The organism is Micrococcus porci (assembly GCF_020097155.1).
Lineage (GTDB): Bacteria > Actinomycetota > Actinomycetes > Actinomycetales > Micrococcaceae > Micrococcus > Micrococcus porci.
In genome coordinates this window covers 2,492,859-2,510,005 of record NZ_CP083691.1, presented here as the reverse complement: position 1 = coordinate 2,510,005, position 17,147 = coordinate 2,492,859, and the positions used below count along the sequence as shown (strand labels likewise).

The window sequence follows — 17,147 nt, the reverse complement described above, 5'->3', positions numbered from 1 at the left end:
GGCGTGTCCGCCCAAGGATCGGGCGGCGTCATCGGGACAGCGGCCCGCGGGTCAGGCGGGGCGGCAGCCTTCGACGACGCCGGTGACCCCGCGTCCCACGGTGCGCACGTCGGCCGTGTAGGTCACGGTCTCCCCGGCGGGATGGTCGGGCCCGGCGCTGACGCGCACCGTGTGGAAGCCGACGGGCGCGTACCGGGCGTCCATGACCTTCAGGTCGCAGGCCGCGGCCTCCACCCCGCGGGGCAGCGTCACCTGGAAGGTCACGGCGGCGTGGGCGGCATCGTCGATCCGGTAGCCGACGTCCTCGGCCTCGACCCTCCCCACGGAGTTCCCGAGGGCCACGGCCACCGCGGTGGCCACCGCGAGCACGAGGGCGACGGCACCGAGCACGGTCCACAGGCGCCGGCGGTCGCGGCGCTGGCCCACCCCATAGCGGGTGGCTAGGGTGGTCTCCGGCGCGGACGCGGCAGGGGCGGGGGTCGAGGACATCCCCTCCAGCCTAGCCGCCCCGCGCGCCGCCCGCCGGTCCCCGGCAGCCCGTCCGAACCGAAGGAACAGCGCCCGTGTCCGAGCCGTCCATCCCCGCCCCCACCACTGCGTCGGTGCCCGACTCCACGGGGCTGCGCCTGCTGGCGGTGCACGCGCACCCGGACGACGAGTCCTCCAAGGGCGCAGCCACGATGGCCGCCTACGCGGCGGCCGGCGCCGAGGTGCTCGTGGTGACCTGCACGGGCGGCGAGGCGGGCTCCGTGCTGAACCCCTCCTACGCGCATCCGGTGCGCGCCGAGCGGGACATCGCCGGGGTGCGCCACGCGGAGATGGCCGCGGCGGCCCGTGCCCTGGGCGTCCGTCACCGCTGGCTCGGCTTCCTGGACTCGGGCCTGCCGGAGGGCGACCCCCTGCCGGCGCTGCCGGATCATTGCTTCGCGGAGGTGCCGCTGGAGACGGCGGCGGCCCCGCTCGTCGCGGTGGTGCGTCGCTTCCGCCCGCACGTGATCCTGTCCTACGACGAGGCCGGCGGCTACCCGCACCCGGACCACATCCGCGCCCACGAGGTCACGCGCGTGGCGTGGGAGCGGGCCGGCGACGCCGACGCCTACCCCGGCACCGGCCCCGCCTGGGAGCCCCTCAAGCTCTACTATGACCGCGCGTTCCACCCGGCCAAGTACCAGGCGCTGCACGAGGGGTTCCTGGCGGCGGGCGAGGAGTCCCCGTTCACCGACCGCCTGGAGATGCACGCCCGCATGGAGGCCATGCGGGAGGTGCTGCGTCGCCGCGAGGAGGGGGAGGAGGTTCCGGACCCGGAGCACCTGCCCCCGTTCGTGCCGCCGGTGCACGAGGTCACCACCCAGATCCCCGTGCAGGACTTCCTGGACGAGCGCGACGCCGCCCTCCGCGCCCACGCCACCCAGGTGGACCCGGAGGGGATGTTCTTCGCCGCGCCGAACGAGCTGCAGCGCTCCACGTGGCCGTGGGAGGACTACGCCCTCATCGAGTCCCGTGTGCGGACCGTGCCGCCGGAGACGGACCTCTTCGCCGGCGTGCGCTGACCCTCGGCGGGCGGGCCCCCGCGCGGTCCCGCCCGGTAGAGTGGGGCGTCGTGATGTCCCTGGCCCCCCTCGCCCTGTCCGCCGTGTCCCTGGCGGCCTCCGTCTCGCCGAGCGCGCCGATGCCCGCCGTGCCCGAGCCCACGCTCAAGCCGGGGCTGGACAAGCAGGACATCTCCCCGGGCATCGAGGGGTTCCTGTTCACCGCCCTCATGGTGGTGATGGCGATCATCGTGTTCCGACTGATGGTGCGCTCCGTGCGCCGGGTGCAGCAGCGCTCCCCGGAGGCCGAGGCCATGCTCGTGGACCGGCACCAACAGCACCTGCCGGAGGAGGTCCGGGAGGGCGGAGAGCGGCTTGACGGCGACGCCCACGACCGCATCGAGCGCCTGCGTCGGAGGTACCCCGGCTACCTGCAGGACCCCACGCCGGAGCCGGAGTCCCCGGACACCGGCCGCGAGCCCCGCTGACGGTCACGGCCCCGCTGGAGCGCGGGGCCCGGCTCAGGCCGCCAGGACGGCCATCATCACGGCGATGTAGTGGCACACGAAGCCGCCCACGGTGAACACGTGGAAGAGCTCGTGGAAGCCGAACCATTCGCGGTGGATCGTCGGCGCCTTGAGTGCGTAGAAGACGGCGCCGACGATGTACGCGGCGCCGCCGGCACAGATCAGCACCGCAGCGGGAACGCTCGCCGCGAAGAAGTCCCCGAGGTAGACGACGGCGGCCAGGCCGAGCGCCACGTAGACGGGCGTGTAGAGCCAGCGGGGCGCGTCCGTCCACAGGAGGCGGAACGCCACGCCCAGGGCGGCCCCCACCCACACCGCGGTCACCAGGGTCCACGCCTTGTCCGCGGGCAGCATCGCCAGGGACAGGGGCGTGTAGGTGCCGGCGATCACCAGCATGATGTTCGTGTGGTCCAGCCGCTTGAGCACGCGGGAGACGGTCTCGTTCCACTGGACCAGGTGGTAGGTGGCGGAGACGCCGAAGAGCAGCAGCCCGGTGACCACGTAGACCACGCACGCCCACGTCAGCGTGGCCCCCGGGGCCAGGACGATGAGCACGATCCCGGCGACCAGCACGAGCGGGGCCATGACGGCGTGGACCCAGCCCCGCAGGCGGGGCTTGTAGAGCGGGTGCTCGGGGTCCCGGATCCGCTCGATCCGCCACTTCAGCGGCCGGCCGGTGCGGTTCTCAACGGAGGGGGCACGGGTGACCATCCCCCCATGCTCCCACACCGTCCCGCGCCTCCCGTCCCGTGTGGCCTGCGCGTATCCTGGATCCCCCGGCCCCCAGCGGAACAGCGAGGTGACCCGTGCGCCGACCCGAGGTCTTCTACCGCCTCTACGAGCGACGTCTCGCCGGCGAGCTCGACCCGGAGCGTCTGCCGCACCACGTGGGGGTGCTGGTGGACGGCAACCGGCGCTGGGCGCGGGCCTTCGGGGCCACCACCCAGGAGGGCCACCAGGCCGGCGCGGACCGGATCATCGACTTCATCGGCTGGTGCGACGAGGTCGGGGTCCCCGTGGTCACCCTGTACATGCTCTCCACCGAGAACCTGGCCCGCCCCGCGGCGGAGCTGACACCGCTGCTGGAGATCATCACGACCACCACCCAGCGCCTGGCCGAGCCGCGGGAGGACCGCGCCCCCGTGCGCGTGCAGCCGGTGGGCGCCGTCGACCTGCTGCCGCCGCGGATGGCGCAGCAGCTCCGGGACGTCGCCGAGCGGACCCGGGACAACACCGGGGTGCACGTGAACGTGGCGGTGGGCTACGGCGGTCGCCTGGAGATCGTCGACGCCGTCCGCGAGCTGCTGGAGGAGGCCGCGGCCGAGGGGCGCTCGGCCGCCGACGTGGCCGCCGAGCTGACCGTGGACGCGATCTCCGACCGCCTCTACACGCGCGGTCAGCCCGACCCGGACCTGGTGATCCGCACCTCCGGGGAGCAGCGCCTCTCCGGTTTCATGACGTGGCAGTCCGCGTACTCCGAGTTCTACTTCTGCGAGGCCATGTGGCCGGCGTTCCGGCGCACGGACTTCCTCCGCGCCCTGCGCGACTACGGCCGCCGTCAGCGCCGCTTCGGCTCCTGAGCCGGCCCGCCCGTCGGCCGGGACCCGGCCGAGGACCTCAGGGGCCCAGCGGGGCGCGGGCGGGCCGGTCCGCGCGCCCCCACAGCAGGGCCAGGCCCACCCCGACGACGGCGCCGGCCAGGTGCCCGGTCCAGGACACCCCCGGCTGGGGCAGCAGGCCGAGCAGGGACGAGCCCAGGTGCGCGGCGGCCACCGCCACGGCGACCACCACCGCGAGCACCCGGCGGGCGACGACGCCGTAGACCAGCAGGAAGGCGATCAGCGCGTAGACGATCCCCGAGGCGCCCACGTGCACGCCGGGCGTCCCGATCACCCAGGTCAGCGCGCCGGAGCCCAGCCAGGCCGCCGCGAGCAGCGCCAGGGGCCGGCGGGACACGGCCGCCGCGACCGGCCCGAGCACGAGCAGCGCGGTGGTGTTGCCGACCAGGTGCCGCCAGCCGCCGTGCAGCAGAGGCGAGAAGAGGATTCCGTCGAGGCCGGCCGCGCGGCGGGGGATCAGCCCCAGCCCGCCGATCAGCGTCGAGCCGCCGACGATCGAGACGAGGAACATCACCCACATGGCCGCCACGAGCACGGCCGTGGGGGCCACGGTGCGCACCAGGCCCTGGGCCGCCGCCTGCGTCAGGGACGGGCGGGGTGCGGGGACGGCGTCGTCGGCGGGGCGGCGGTCGGGCAGGGGCACGGGCGTGTCCTCTCATCGGGGGCGTGGCCGGCACGGTCGGTCCGGCCAGCCTAGCCGCGGCGCAGGCCCGCGCACCGGGCCACGAGACCTTCACCGGACGTTCACGCGGCCCGCGTCCTATGGTGCACCGGGCGCTCCTACCGTGGGCCCCGGACGGGCGCGGATCCGTCCGACACGACGGCGAGGAGGCCAGCGATGACGCTGCAGGCGGACGGCACCGGACGGCACGGCAGGGGGACCGGCGAGACGGGCGCGGAGGTGCGGGAGGGGGCGGCGTCGGACGGGCGGCGCTCCTACGTGGTGGACACCTCCGTCCTCCTCTCCGACCCGCGGGCCCTCGTGCGCTTCGCGGAGCACGAGGTGGTGCTGCCGCTCGTCGTCGTCTCGGAGCTGGAGGGCAAGCGCCAGGACCCCGACCTCGGCCACGCCGCCCGCCACGCCCTGCGGCTCCTGGAGGACCTGCGGGTGCGCCACGGCTCGCTGGAGGACGCGGTGCCCTTCACCGCGCAGGGCGGCACGCTGCGGGTGGAGCTCAACCACGTCTCCACGGACGTGCTGCCCTTCGGCATCCGCGGCACGGACAACGACTCGCGGATCCTCGCGGTGGCCAAGGCGCTCGCGGACGAGGGCCGGGACGTGACCCTCGTGTCCAAGGACCTGCCGATGCGCGTGAAGGCCGCCGCCATGGGGCTCGCCGCGGACGAGTACCGGCACGAGCTGGTGCGGGACTCCGGCTGGCGCGGGGCCGTGTCCCTCCGTGTGGACGAGGACCGCCTGGACTCGCTGTACGACGACGGCCGGATGGGCCTGCACGGGATCCCCCTGGACGAGGTGGCCGGCTCCGGGGTGGACGCCGTCCCGGGCGAGCCCGCCCCCACGGCCGTGGACCTGCCCGTGAACACGGGGCTCTCGCTCACCTCGCCGCGGGCGGCCGGGCTGGCGCGGGTGCGGGAGGGCGGCGTCGCGACCCTCGTGCGGGGGGACGCGGACGTGTTCGGGCTGCACGGCCGCTCGGCGGCCCAGCGGCTGGCCATCGACCTGCTCACGGACCCGAGCGTGGGCATCGTCTCCCTGGGCGGACGGGCCGGCACGGGCAAGTCGGCGCTGGCCCTGTGCGCCGGCCTGGAGGCGGTGATGGAGCGCCGGGAGCACCGCAGGGTGGTGGTGTTCCGTCCCCTGTACGCCGTGGGCGGCCAGGACCTGGGCTACCTGCCGGGCACCGAGGGGGAGAAGATGGGCCCGTGGGCGCAGGCGGTGTTCGACACCCTCAGCGCGATCGTGTCGCCGTCGGTGATCGACGAGGTCGTCGACCGCGGGATGCTCGAGGTGCTGCCGCTGACGCACATCCGCGGGCGGTCCCTGCACGACTCCTGGGTGATCGTGGACGAGGCGCAGTCCCTCGAGCGGAACGTCCTGCTCACGGTGCTCTCCCGGATGGGCCGGGATTCCAAGGTGGTCCTCACCCACGACGTCGCCCAGCGGGACAACCTGCGCGTGGGCCGGCACGACGGCATCGCGGCCGTGGTGGAGACCCTCAAGGGGCACCCGCTGTTCGGCCACGTCACGCTGACGCGGTCCGAGCGCTCGCCGATCGCCGCCCTGGTGACGGAGCTGCTGGAGGAGGGCGAGGACTGAGAGGAGCCGCCCGGGGCAGTGGCGGGCATGAAAAGGGGGGCCGCTGCACGCAGCGGCCCCCGGCGGGGGTGCTCGGCCCCGCGGAGGGGGGATGGGGGACCGAGGAAGCCCGCGTCCGCATGGCCCCTTGAAACGGGATCGAGGCCATGGGTCTCAGGATCGGCGTCCCCCGGAGGGGATCCGACTTCGAGGACTCTACTCCCGGGTGCTTCAGGTTGCAACTGTCATCTGTGTCACGGCAGAGCCTGGTCAGACCCGGCTGTGGACGGCCGGCGAGAGCGGGTGCGGGGCCGCCTAGGGTGGGGCCATGACGTGGTGGACGGGGGCCTGGGAGGCGGGGGAGCGGCTGACCGCGATGCTGTGGGCGGCGGGGCTGGTGTGGTTCCTGCTCTGCTCCGTGGTCCTGGCGCGGACGGACCTGAGGGAGCACCGGCTGCCGAACCGGTGGACGGGACGGCTGGCCCTGGGCGGTGTGGTGGCCATGGGGGGCGGGGCGGTGCTCGGCGGCCTGTGGTCCGTGGTGGCCTCGTGCCTGCTGGGCGGGCTGGGCTACGCCCTGGCGATGCTGGCCCTGCACGTGCTAACGCGCGGCGGCCTGGGGCTCGGCGATGTCAAGCTGGCCGCGGGTCTGGGCCTGTACTGCGGCGTCGCAGGGCTGGCCGCAGTGCTGGCCGCCGCCGTGCTGGCGGTGCTCCTGGGCGGGGTGGTCGCCGTGGTGCTCGTCCTGGCTCGACGCGCGGACCGCCATACGGCCCTGCCCTTCGGGCCGGCGATGGTGGCGGGGGCTCTGGGGGTGCTGCTCCTGGCATAGCCGACAGCGCCTTCCCCTGAGGACCGCTGCGGCGGATGCGGTGCACAGGAGGGCGTCCTTTCCCGCGGGGTGACCGCACAGCAGCAGGGCCCCCATCCTCTACGGATGGGGGCCCTGGGACGCGACGGGAGTCACATCAGCGGGACGTCACTCCTGGTCACTCGCCGGGGTGGGTCATCGACATGGTGTCGAGGGCCTTGTCCAGCTGCTCCTCGGTGACCTCGCCGCGCTCCACGTAGCCGAGGTCCACCACGGCCTCGCGCACGGTCATCTTGTTCTTGACGGCGTGCTTGGCGATCGCGGCGGCGGCCTCGTAGCCGATCACCTTGTTCAGCGGGGTCACGATGGACGGGGAGGCCCCGGCCAGGAAGGTGCAGCGCTCCTCGTTGGCCTCGATGCCGTCGATCATCTTGTCGGCCATCACGCGGGAGGTGTTGGCGAGCAGGCGGATGGACTCCAGCAGGTTGGCGGCCATCACCGGGATGCCCACGTTCAGCTCGAACGCGCCGTTGGTGGAGGACAGGGAGATCGTGGTGTCGTTGCCGATCACCTGGGCGGCGACCATGATCGCGGCCTCGCAGATCACCGGGTTGACCTTGCCGGGCATGATCGAGGAGCCCGGCTGCAGGTCCGGGAGGGCGATCTCGCCGAGGCCGGTGTTGGGGCCGGAGCCCATCCAGCGCAGGTCGTTGTTGATCTTGATGAACGAGTAGGCGATGTTCCGGAGCTGGCCGGAGGCCTCCACGAGGCCGTCGCGGTTGGCCTGCGCCTCGAAGTGGTTGCGGGCCTCGGTGATCGGCAGGCCGGTCTCCTCGGCGAGCAGCTCGATCACACGGGCGGAGAAGCCCTGGGGGGTGTTGATGCCGGTGCCCACGGCGGTGCCGCCGAGCGGGACCTCGGCGACGCGCGGCAGGGAGGCCTCGATGCGCTCGATGCCGTAGCGCACCTGCGCGGCGTAGCCGCCGAACTCCTGGCCCAGGGTCACCGGGGTGGCGTCCATCAGGTGGGTGCGGCCGGACTTCACGATGCCCTGGAACTCCTCGGCCTTGCGCTCGAGGGACTCGGCCAGGTGCTCCAGCGCCGGCTTCAGGTCGTTCACGAGGGCGCCGGTGACGGCCACGTGCACGGAGGTCGGGAACACGTCGTTGGAGGACTGGGACGCGTTCACGTGGTCGTTCGGGTGGACCTCCTCGGAGGAGCCCGCGTCCTTGAGACGGCGGGTCGCCAGGGTGGCGAGGACCTCGTTGGTGTTCATGTTGGAGGAGGTGCCGGAGCCGGTCTGGAACACGTCGATCGGGTACTCGCCGTCGTGCTTGCCGGAGATGACCTCGTCCGCGGCGGCGACGATCGCGTCCGCACGCTCCTGGGAGATGACGCCGAGCTCGGCGTTGGCCTTGGCGGCGGCCTTCTTGATCTGAGCCAGGGCGTGGATGTGGGCCGGCTCGAGGGTCTTGCCCGAGATCGGGAAGTTCTCCACGGCGCGCTGGGTCTGGGCGCGGTAGAGGGCGTCCACCGGCACCTTCACCTCGCCCATGGTGTCGTGCTCGATGCGGAACTGCTGCTCAGTGTTCTGTGCGGTCATGCCGCCAGTCTAAGCACCGGCCCGGACGCGCGTCCCGGGTGCGGGGCGCGCGTCCTCAGGCGTCCATCGTGGGCGCTCAGGCCTCGATGCGGCCGTGCACACGGCCGGGGGAGGCGGTGCCCTCCGCCAGCGAGTAGGTCAGGCCCACGACGGCGGTCCGTCCGGCCTCGACCGCGGCGCGCACGGACTGGGAGGTCTCCAGGAGGCGGTCGCAGGTCTGGTCCACGTGCTCGGCCACGAAGTCGTCGACCTCCTCGAGGCCGCGGCGGCGCCCGGCCAGCACGGACGGGGTGATGCGCTCCACGAGCGAGCGGACGAAGCCGGCGGGCATGGTGCCGCTGATGTAGGACTCGACGGTGGCCGTGACGGCGCCGCAGGAGTCGTGCCCGAGCACGATGATCAGCGGCACGTCGAGGGAGTCCACCGCGTACTCGAGGGAGCCGAGCACGGCGTCGTCGACTACGTGCCCGGCGGTGCGGACCACGAAGACGTCGCCGAGGCCCACGTCGAAGATGATCTCGGCGGCCAGGCGGGAGTCGGCGCACCCGAAGATCACGGCGATGGGCGCCTGGCCCTCGGTGAGCCCGTGGCGGCGCTCCGAGTCCTGGTTGGGGTGGCCCGGGGTCCCGGCCACGAAGCGGCGGTTGCCCTCCTGGAGGGTCCTCCACGCCTCGGCGGGGGTGGGGCGGGCGGGAGTGGTCTCGGCGGCGGTGGTCATCGGATCTCCTTCGCGACGGCGCGGGCCAGGTCCTCGAGTACGGCCTGGTCCCCGGATGTGGTGAGGACCAGGGTGCTCCCTCGCACCTCGGCCACGAGGTGCTGGTCCTTCGAGTCCTGCGGGGCGTAGTGGTCCCACGTGATCCCGTCCACGTCCACCGTGCCCACGGCGGGGGCGGAGCCCACGCGCAGGGCCAGCCAGGTGGGGTCGGCACGGGAGGTCTGTTTGAGCCCCGCGAACACGGCGTCGTTCACGGCCCAGCCCACGTCCCAGGTGTCCACGCCCTGCAGCCGCTCCACGCGGGCGTAGGTCGAGTCCCAGGGCTCGGGCACGTCGGGCGCCAGGGCGGGCAGGGCGCCGTCGTCGTGGGGGACGGTGGACGCGGCGGCCGCCACGTCCACGCGGTCCGCCTGCGCGGGGGCGGGCGGCGGCTGGTTGACCATGAGGGCCACGAGGACGATCCCCAGCACCGCCAGCGTGGAGAGCACCATCGCGATCCACGGGGCACGCGCCCGCTGCGCCTGCTTGGGCGTCAGGACAGGGCGGGGGGCGGGGGGCGCGGCGGGGTCGGGGGAGCTCATCCCTGGCATTGTGCCACCGCGGGCGTGCATCGGGGGACGGCCGGGCGGGTGCGGCCTAGGATGAAGCAGACGGGGCAGAGTCGCCCCCGGCGCGGGCCCGCGGGCCGCGCACGCGAGCTACGGATCGGAGAGCAGGATGACCAGCGCGTCCTCGGAGAACACCGGCTACGAGAACCACGTCCCGGATCGCAACCTCGCCATGGAGCTGGTCCGCGTGACCGAGGCCGCGGCCATCGCGGCCAGCCCCTGGGTCGGCGGCGGAGACAAGAACCGCGCGGACGGCGCGGCGGTGGACGCGATGCGCGCGTTCATGGACACCGTGGCCATGGACGGCACCGTGGTGATCGGCGAGGGCGAGAAGGACGAGGCCCCCATGCTGTTCAACGGCGAGCGCGTGGGCGACGGCAAGGGCGCCTCCGTGGACGTGGCCGTGGACCCGATCGACGGCACCCGCCTGACCGCCATGGGCTACAACAACGCCCTGTCCGTGTTCGCCGTGGCCGAGCGCGGCACCATGTTCGACCCCTCCGCCGTGTTCTACATGGACAAGCTCGTCGTGGGCCCGGAGGCCGCGGACTTCGTGGACATGCGCCTGCCGGTCAAGCAGAACGTGAACCTCGTGGCCAAGGCCCTGGACAAGCCCGTCTCCCAGGTCACCGTGTGCGTGCTGGACCGCCCCCGCCACGAGGGCCTGGTCAAGGAGATCCGCGCGGCCGGCGCGCGCGTGAAGTTCATCCTCGACGGCGACGTGGCCGGCGCCATCGCCGCCGCCCGCCCGGACACCGGCGTGGACATGATGATGGGCATCGGCGGCACCCCGGAGGGCATCGTCACCGCGTGCGCCATCAAGGCCACCGGCGGCGTGATCCAGGGCCGCCTGGCCCCCACCGACGACGCCGAGAAGCAGAAGGCCCTCGACGCCGGCCTGGACCTCGACGCGGTCCTCACCACCGACGAGCTGGTCACCTCCGACCACTGCTACTTCGCCGCCACCGGCATCACCGACGGCGACCTGCTGCGCGGCGTCCGCTTCGCCGGCGGCCGGGTGCACACCCAGTCCATCGTGATGCGCTCCAAGTCCGGCACGGTCCGCACCGTGGACGCCGAGCACCACGTGGACAAGTGGTCGCAGTGGCTGAAGAACCGCGGCTGACGCACCACCGCTGAGCGCGACGACGGCCCCCGCCGGATCCGGCGGGGGCCGTCGTCGTCCGCGGTGCCGGGTCGCTCAGGCGGTGGGCAGCGCGGCGACGAACACGCGGGCCGGGGCGTCGTCCGTGGCGGGGGAGAGCGTCAGGGGTGCGGCGGCGGTCTCCTCCGCGGGCAGGAACACGGCCGCGCCGGCCTCCAGGCGCACGGCGTCCGCCCCGCACGCCAGCACGGCCGGTCCGTCCACGGCGACGGCGATCGCGGGCCCGGCCACACGGGCCTCCGCCGAGGGCCCCCCGGCGTCCGCCGCCAGCCGGGTGAGCTCGAACTCCTCGAACGGCGGCCGGTAGCGCACCACGCCCGCGCCGTCCTCCACCGGGTCCGTGTAGGGCACCGGCAGGGGGGCGAACGCGACCACGCGGCGCAGCTCCGGCACGTCCACGTGCTTGGGGGTCAGGCCGCCGCGCAGCACGTTGTCCGAGGCGGCCATGACCTCCACGCCCAGGCCGTGCAGGTAGGCGTGGACGTTGCCGGCGGGCAGGTGCACGGCCTGGCCGGGGACCAGGTCCACACGGTTCAGCAGCAGCGTGACGAGGACGCCGGGGTCACCCGGGCACTGCTCGGCGACCTCGAGGGCGGTGGCGAGCGCGGGGTCGTGGGCCACGAGGTCCGGCTGGGCGCGCACGGCCTCGATCAGCCGGTCGACGCCGCCCGCGGACCACACGGCGTCCGGGTCGAGGATGTCCGCGAAGGCCGCCTCGACGTCCTCGGCGGCCAGGTGGGCCGCGATCCGGCGGGCGGCGATGCCCACGTCGGTGGCGTCGCCGTCGGCCCACTCCGCGAGGGCGTCGGCCATCCGCTCGAACGTGGCCGCCGCGTCCTCCGGTCGGCGGAAGCCGCAGAGCGCGGAGAACGGGGTGAGGGCCACGATCATCTCGGGCTTGTGGTTGTCGTCCTTGTAGTTGCGGTGCGGGGCGTCGACGGGCACGCCCGCCGCCTCCTCCGCGGCGAAGCCCGCACGGGCCCGCTCACGGGTCGGGTGCGCCTGGATGGAGAGCGGCCGGCCGGCGGCGAGCAGCTTCATCAGGTACGGCAGGCGTCCGAAGCGGGCGGCTTCCCCGAGCATGGGGGCGGGGTCGGCGGCGATGAGCTCGTCCAGGCCGCACCGACCCTCGGGGCCGGACACCGTGCACGGCGCGCCCGGGTGGGCGCCCAGCCACTTCTCCGCCTCGGGGGCGCCGGAGGGCTCACGCCCCTCCAGCTCGGCCAGCAGGGTGGGGGATCCCCACGCGTAGTCACGGACGACGGCCTCGAGCAGGTGCATGCGCCCAGCCTAGGGCAACGGCGTCACCCGCCCGGGGCGCAGAGGTCGTTGGTGGAGGCGATCCGGACGAGCTGGGCCTCATCGCCCGCGTCCTGGATCCGCATCAGCTCCATCGCGGAGTACGGCTCCCCGTTCGGCCCCGTGGGCGCGGAGGGCCAGGTGGAGGGGTCGTCCGGGTCGACGCCGGGCCGCGTGGTCCCGCCGGTGCCCGTGGCGGCCGGCGACGCCTCGGCCACCAGGAGCGGGGCCGGGATCGCGGCGGTGAGGGCCAGGAGGGGCGTCGCGCCCGGGGAGGCCGCCGGGGCGGCCGTGGATGCCGAACCGGCCTTCGTCGGCTCCTCGTCCAGCAGCTCGGCCACGCGCCGGTGCACCAGGTCGTAGTCCGGGCGGGTGGTGAAGCGGTCGTTGGCGGTGCCGAAGTCGGGGGCGCCGATGGTCAGGCGGGCCATCCGGTAGCCCCGCGAGCGGTCCGCGAGGTCGACGAAGGTTCCCAGCTGGCTCTGCGGCACGTTCGTGGTGACGATCTGCGTGCCCGCGGAGACGATGCCCTCGAACCGGGTCAGCACCGTGGCCGGGGTGAACTGCTGGAGCATGGCCGCCTGCATGCACTGCTGGCGGCGGATGCGGGCGTAGTCCGTGGCGAACTTGCGCGAGCGGGCGAACGCCAGCGCGTCGTCGCCGCCGAAGTGGTGGGTGCCCGGCTCCCACCAGATGTCCCCCCACGTGCCGTCCGGGCGCGCACCGCGGTGCGTGACGTAGCCGCCGGAGACGACGTCCACCCCGCCCATGGCGTCCACCAGCTGCGCGAAGCCGGCCATGTCCATCATCGCGTAGCCGGTGATCTCCAGGCCGAGCACGCCGCCGGCGGCGTCCATCATGGCCTCCGCGCCGGGGTGCTCGGCATCCGGGTAGAGGTCCTTGTGCTTCTCCTCGACGTCCATGTACAGGGCGTTGAGGATGCAGTCGTCCCCGCAGTCGAAGCCGTTCGGGTAGGCCTGCCACAGGGGGGAGTCGGGGGTGAAGGGGGCGTTCTGCAGGTTGCGGGGCAGGGAGAACAGGGTGACGGCCCCGGTCTCGGCGTCGACGGACGCGACGTGCATGGAGTCCGGACGCAGGCCCACGCGGTCCTCGCCGGCGTCGCCGCCCATGACGAGGATGTTGTACCGGCCGTCCGCAGCCTCGATGGCCGGGCCGCTCCCGAAGATCGAGCCGAGCGCCCCGCGGCCGGACTGCGTCATCCACGCGGTGTAGCCCAGGCCGCCCGAGGTGACCACGAGGGCCACCACCGTGGCCGCCGCCGTGGCGGCCCGGGCGCGTGGGCCGAGCAGGTGCACGCGGATCAGGCGGAAGGTGTCCACCCAGAGCAGGCCCCAGCCGATCGCCAGGGTGACGAGCACCACGCCCAGCAGCACCAGCACCACGGGGTTCGCCAGCACGGAGACCAGTGCCGCCCGGGCGGTCAGCGCGAGGACGAGGGCCAGCAGCACCGCGGCCCACACCGCGAGCGTCACCCGCAGCGCGATCCGGCCCCACCGCCGGCTGCCCGCCACCGCCTGGGCCCCGCCGGGCACCAGCAGGGTCAGCAGGAGGAGGATCCCCGCGCGACGCCGCCGCTCGGGCCCGGTGGCCTGACGCGGGTCGCGGACGGGGTCCCGGGTGAGGACGGGGCTCGACGCGGCGGAGGCGGGCATGCTCAGGCCCCGTCGGCGGCGCGCTCGTGGAGGCGGGCTCCCTTCGCCCGGGCCTGCGCGTTCAGGCCGGCCGCGACGTCCTGGAGGGCCGCGCGGAGGTGGGCGGCCCCGTCGTCCGTGCCGGCCGCCAGGATGCGGGCCGCGAGCAGGCCGGCGTTGCGGGCGCCGTCCACGGAGACCGTGGCGACCGGCACTCCCGCGGGCATCTGCACGATGGACAGCAGGGAGTCGAGCCCGTCGAGGGACCTGAGCTTCACCGGCACGCCGATCACCGGCAGCGGCGTCACCGCGGCGAGCATGCCCGGCAGATGCGCGGCGCCGCCGGCGCCGGCGACGATCACGCGGATCCCGCGCTCGTGGGCGCGCGCACCGAAGTCCACCATCTCGTGCGGCATGCGGTGCGCGGACACGACGCCGACTTCCACCGGCACGCCCAGCTCCCGCAGCGCCTCCACGGCCTGGCCCATCACGGGCCAGTCGGAGTCCGAGCCCATCACCACGGAGACGACGGGCGCCTCCTCCTGGAGGGGGCGGGTGCAGGGGGCGTCGGAGGTCGGCTGGGTGGTCTGCTCGGCGGTCATGCTCAGGCCTTCGGGGTCGGTGCGGAGGGGGCGGTGGCGTCGCGCAGGACGGCGGCCGTGGACTCGGCGATGCGCTCGGCGTCCGCGAGGGAGAGGCCGTGCTCGGCCACCACGTTGACGTGGCCCACCTTGCGGCCGGGGCGCACGCCCTTGCCGTACACATGGACCTTGGCCTCGGGGTGCGCGGCCAGGGCCTCGGAGAAGCCGGAGTGCAGGTCCTCGTGGGCGCCGCCGAGGACGTTCTTCATCACGGTGCCGTCCCCGCGCGGGGCGGTGCCGCCCAGCGGCATGTCGAGGACGGCGCGGACGTGCTGCTCGAACTGGCCGGTCACGGCCCCGTCCATCGACCAGTGGCCGGAGTTGTGCGGGCGCATGGCGAGCTCGTTGACCTGGAACCCGGCGTCGGTGCCGGGGGTCTCGAAGAGCTCCACGGCGAGCATGCCCGTCACGTCCAGCTCCTCGGCGATCCGCACGGCCGCGCCGGACGCGGCCTCGGCCACCGCGGGGGCGAGGTCCGGGGCAGGGGCGGTGACGACGTCGCACACCCCCTGCGTCTGCAGGGAGGCCACCACGGGGTACGCCGCGACCTCGCCGGAGGGGCGGCGGGCGACCTGGGCGGAGAGCTCGCGGGCGAACGGCACCATGGCTTCCGCCAGCAGCGGCGCGATGCCCGCGCCCAGCCACGTGCCGAGCGTGCCGTCGGCGGCACCGGACCGCGCGTCGTCGGCGGAGTCCACCTTGAGGACGCCCTTGCCGTCGTAGCCGCCGCGGGCCGTCTTGAGGATCATGGGCCAGCCGTGCTCGTCGCCGAACGCGATCACCTCCTCCAAGGAGGACACCGGCGCCCACGCCGGGTTGGGCAGGCCGAGGCGCTCCACCAGGCCGCGCATGAGCAGCTTGTCCTGCGCGTACTGCAGGGCGTCCGGGCCGGGCCGCACCGCCACGCCCGCGGCCTCGAGGGTGCGCAGGTGCTCCGTGGGGACGTGCTCGTGGTCGAAGGTCACCACGTCCACCGTGGCCGCGAACGCGCGCAGGTCCTCCAGGGAGGCGTGGTCGCCCACCATGTGGGGGGCCACCTGGGCCGCCGAGGCGTCCGGGGCCTCCGCGAGCACGCGGAAGGGCACGCCCAGCTCCGCGGCCGGGCCCGCCATCATCCGGGCCAGCTGGCCGCCGCCGATCACACCGAGTCGAAGGGAAGTCACCCGTCCAGGCTAGTGGCCCAGGCTGGGAGCTCCCTCACTGTGCCCTTGGACGTCGGCCGCGGCGTCCGCCCCGGCACGGGGGTCGGACTACAGTGTTCCCAGCCCGTGAGGGCCACCCCTCCTTCCCCGTCCCCCGATCCGAGGTGCTCCCGCCCATGCCGACCGATCTCTGGCACCGGTTCACCGGCCTCGTCAGCATGCTGTGGCGCGAGGTCGCCAAGTTCGGCACCGTCGGCGCCGCGGCGTTCGTGGTCGACTCCGCGGTGTTCTGGTGGCTGATGCACGGCCCCCTCGAGGGCTCCAACGTCAAGGCCAAGATCTGTGCCGGCGTCGTGGCGACGATCTTCAGCTGGGTGGCCAACCGGTACTGGACGTTCCGGGACAAGCGCCAGAACAACGTGGTGCGCGAGCTGGTGATGTTCCTGGTGATGAACGCGGTGGGCCTGGGCATCCAGGCGGGCTGTGTGGCGATCGCCCAGTACGGCATGGGCGTCACGGATCCGAACGGCCTGTTCATCGCGGGCAACGTGATCGGCCTGTTCTTCGGCACGGTGTTCCGCTACTTCGCCTACCGCTTCTGGGTGTTCAAGGAGGAGCTGGACGAGGAGCCCGGCTTCGAGAACGACATCGCCGTGATCACGGGCCAGCTGCCCGTGCTCCACGCGCACGATGAGCATGTGCCCGGCCTGCAGCACCGCCACCCCCGGCACGACGTGGAGGATGGCTCCGCCTGAGCGCTGCAGCACCGCCGGGTCCCGGGCGGTGATCCCGGCTCAGGCCGGGACGTGCGCCGCCCGGCCCGCGTCCCACGCCTCGAGGCTGGCCCGCAGCGCGGGGGCGTCCAGGCGTGCCCGCCCGACGCCGACGCCCCCCTCCGTCAGCGGGCCGGCGGCGTCCGCGGGGTCGGCGGGGACCGCGTCCACGGTGACGTGGTCGACGCGGCCGGGCAAGGCGTCCGGCTGGGCGCGGATCTCCGCGGCGAGGTCCACGACGGACGGGTCGCCGGCGTCGTCGTCGCCGAAGTCCGGCTCGATCCCGCGCGGCAGGCGGACGGCCACCACGGTCAGGACGGGGTCGTCCCAGTGCTCCGGGCGGTCGGTGAGCACGGCGGCGGCGTCGTCGGGGGCCTCCTGAGCGCGGTCCGCCGGGCCGGCGACGAACGCCGGACGGGCCCCGGCGCAGAGCACGCCGAGCGCGAGGGCGCGGGAGAGCCAGTGGTCGGGGAGGTCCAGGAGCACGGCGTCCCCGGGGGCCACCCCCTCGTCCAGCAGGAGGCCCGCGGCCTTGGCCGCCCAGTTCACGGTGACCGATCCGGAGAGCTCGATGCGCTGGTCCACGGCGCCGTGGGCCGCGCCCGCGGCCTCGCCCGCCGGGGCCGGCTCCTGCACCAGGGCGGGCCGGGGCGAGGAGGCGAGGCGGGTCACGAGGGGACCGTCGGGGCGGGGCGCGGAGAGGGAGACCATGCCCCCAGTCTGCCCATCCGGTGACGTCCCCGCGGCATGGCTGGGGCGAATTACATCCGTGTAATGTTGACCGCGGCAGTCGGACGAGCGAA

General features: G+C 74.3%; 18 protein-coding genes. 7 read left to right on the top strand and 11 right to left on the bottom strand.

Annotation, left to right across the window (positions count from 1 at the left end):
* Positions 1-51: 51 nt before the first annotated feature.
* Positions 52-489 carry a DUF4307 domain-containing protein gene (locus KW076_RS11860; protein WP_224355506.1) on the bottom strand — a complete coding sequence of 146 codons (438 nt, stop codon included), beginning with the start codon at positions 487-489 and terminating at the stop codon, positions 52-54.
* Between the two features lie 74 nt (positions 490-563).
* Here KW076_RS11860 and mca point away from each other — a divergent pair, with 74 nt between their 5' ends.
* Together mca and KW076_RS11850 are read left to right on the top strand one after the other, a co-directional pair.
* Positions 564-1,550 (top strand): mycothiol conjugate amidase Mca, encoded by a 987-nt coding sequence (gene mca, locus KW076_RS11855; protein WP_224355505.1) that lies wholly within the window; start codon positions 564-566, stop codon positions 1,548-1,550.
* Positions 1,551-1,603: 53 nt separating this feature from the next.
* Positions 1,604-2,017 (top strand): hypothetical protein, encoded by a 414-nt coding sequence (locus tag KW076_RS11850; RefSeq protein ID WP_224356850.1) that lies wholly within the window; start codon positions 1,604-1,606, stop codon positions 2,015-2,017.
* Between the two features lie 33 nt (positions 2,018-2,050).
* Here KW076_RS11850 and trhA read toward each other — a convergent pair whose 3' ends face one another.
* Positions 2,051-2,767 carry a PAQR family membrane homeostasis protein TrhA gene (gene trhA, locus KW076_RS11845; protein ID WP_224355504.1) on the bottom strand — a complete coding sequence of 239 codons (717 nt, stop codon included), beginning with the start codon at positions 2,765-2,767 and terminating at the stop codon, positions 2,051-2,053.
* Positions 2,768-2,862: 95 nt separating this feature from the next.
* Here trhA and KW076_RS11840 point away from each other — a divergent pair, with 95 nt between their 5' ends.
* Positions 2,863-3,636: an isoprenyl transferase gene (locus KW076_RS11840; protein WP_224355503.1), complete on the top strand. Its 774-nt coding sequence runs from the start codon at positions 2,863-2,865 to the stop codon at positions 3,634-3,636.
* 37 nt (positions 3,637-3,673) lie between these two features.
* Here KW076_RS11840 and KW076_RS11835 read toward each other — a convergent pair whose 3' ends face one another.
* Positions 3,674-4,318, bottom strand: a complete 645-nt coding sequence (locus tag KW076_RS11835; protein WP_224355502.1) for a rhomboid family intramembrane serine protease — start codon at positions 4,316-4,318, stop codon at positions 3,674-3,676.
* Between the two features lie 195 nt (positions 4,319-4,513).
* Between KW076_RS11835 and phoH2 the strand changes: the two genes are divergently transcribed.
* Together phoH2 and KW076_RS11825 are read left to right on the top strand one after the other, a co-directional pair.
* On the top strand, positions 4,514-5,953 hold the full coding sequence (gene phoH2 / locus KW076_RS11830) for an RNA 5'-3' helicase PhoH2 (RefSeq protein ID WP_224355501.1): 1,440 nt from the start codon (positions 4,514-4,516) through the stop codon (positions 5,951-5,953).
* Between the two features lie 307 nt (positions 5,954-6,260).
* Positions 6,261-6,764 (top strand): prepilin peptidase, encoded by a 504-nt coding sequence (locus tag KW076_RS11825; RefSeq protein ID WP_224355500.1) that lies wholly within the window; start codon positions 6,261-6,263, stop codon positions 6,762-6,764.
* A gap of 157 nt (positions 6,765-6,921) precedes the next feature.
* Here KW076_RS11825 and KW076_RS11820 read toward each other — a convergent pair whose 3' ends face one another.
* The 3 genes from KW076_RS11820 to KW076_RS11810 form a co-directional block, all read right to left on the bottom strand.
* Entirely contained in the window at positions 6,922-8,346 is a 1,425-nt protein-coding gene (locus KW076_RS11820) for a class II fumarate hydratase (RefSeq protein WP_224355499.1), read from the bottom strand.
* A 76-nt stretch (positions 8,347-8,422) separates the two neighbouring features.
* Positions 8,423-9,064, bottom strand: coding sequence for a carbonic anhydrase (locus tag KW076_RS11815; protein WP_224355498.1), 642 nt, complete (start codon positions 9,062-9,064; stop codon positions 8,423-8,425).
* A complete protein-coding gene (locus KW076_RS11810) occupies positions 9,061-9,645 on the bottom strand; it encodes a DUF4245 domain-containing protein (protein ID WP_224355497.1) in 585 nt (194 codons plus the stop codon). The genes KW076_RS11815 and KW076_RS11810 overlap by 4 nt, the downstream gene beginning before the upstream one ends.
* A gap of 136 nt (positions 9,646-9,781) precedes the next feature.
* Between KW076_RS11810 and glpX the strand changes: the two genes are divergently transcribed.
* Complete coding sequence (glpX, locus tag KW076_RS11805; protein ID WP_224355496.1) at positions 9,782-10,798, top strand: class II fructose-bisphosphatase; 1,017 nt, start codon at positions 9,782-9,784, stop codon at positions 10,796-10,798.
* Between the two features lie 75 nt (positions 10,799-10,873).
* Here the strand turns inward: glpX and manA are convergent, their stop codons facing one another.
* Genes manA through KW076_RS11785 form a run of 4 tightly spaced genes read right to left on the bottom strand, consistent with a single transcriptional unit; the run spans position 10,874 to position 15,592 of the window.
* Entirely contained in the window at positions 10,874-12,118 is a 1,245-nt protein-coding gene (gene manA, locus KW076_RS11800; protein WP_224355495.1) for a mannose-6-phosphate isomerase, class I, read from the bottom strand.
* Between the two features lie 23 nt (positions 12,119-12,141).
* Positions 12,142-13,809 (bottom strand): LCP family protein, encoded by a 1,668-nt coding sequence (locus KW076_RS11795; RefSeq protein WP_224355494.1) that lies wholly within the window; start codon positions 13,807-13,809, stop codon positions 12,142-12,144.
* A 2-nt stretch (positions 13,810-13,811) separates the two neighbouring features.
* Entirely contained in the window at positions 13,812-14,390 is a 579-nt protein-coding gene (gene purE, locus KW076_RS11790; RefSeq protein ID WP_224355493.1) for a 5-(carboxyamino)imidazole ribonucleotide mutase, read from the bottom strand.
* A 2-nt stretch (positions 14,391-14,392) separates the two neighbouring features.
* Complete coding sequence (locus tag KW076_RS11785) at positions 14,393-15,592, bottom strand: 5-(carboxyamino)imidazole ribonucleotide synthase (RefSeq protein ID WP_224355492.1); 1,200 nt, start codon at positions 15,590-15,592, stop codon at positions 14,393-14,395.
* Positions 15,593-15,747: 155 nt separating this feature from the next.
* Between KW076_RS11785 and KW076_RS11780 the strand changes: the two genes are divergently transcribed.
* Positions 15,748-16,326: a GtrA family protein gene (locus KW076_RS11780; RefSeq protein WP_224355491.1), complete on the top strand. Its 579-nt coding sequence runs from the start codon at positions 15,748-15,750 to the stop codon at positions 16,324-16,326.
* 39 nt (positions 16,327-16,365) lie between these two features.
* Here KW076_RS11780 and KW076_RS11775 read toward each other — a convergent pair whose 3' ends face one another.
* Complete coding sequence (locus KW076_RS11775) at positions 16,366-17,055, bottom strand: hypothetical protein (RefSeq protein WP_224355490.1); 690 nt, start codon at positions 17,053-17,055, stop codon at positions 16,366-16,368.
* Between the last annotated feature and the right edge of the window lie 92 nt (positions 17,056-17,147).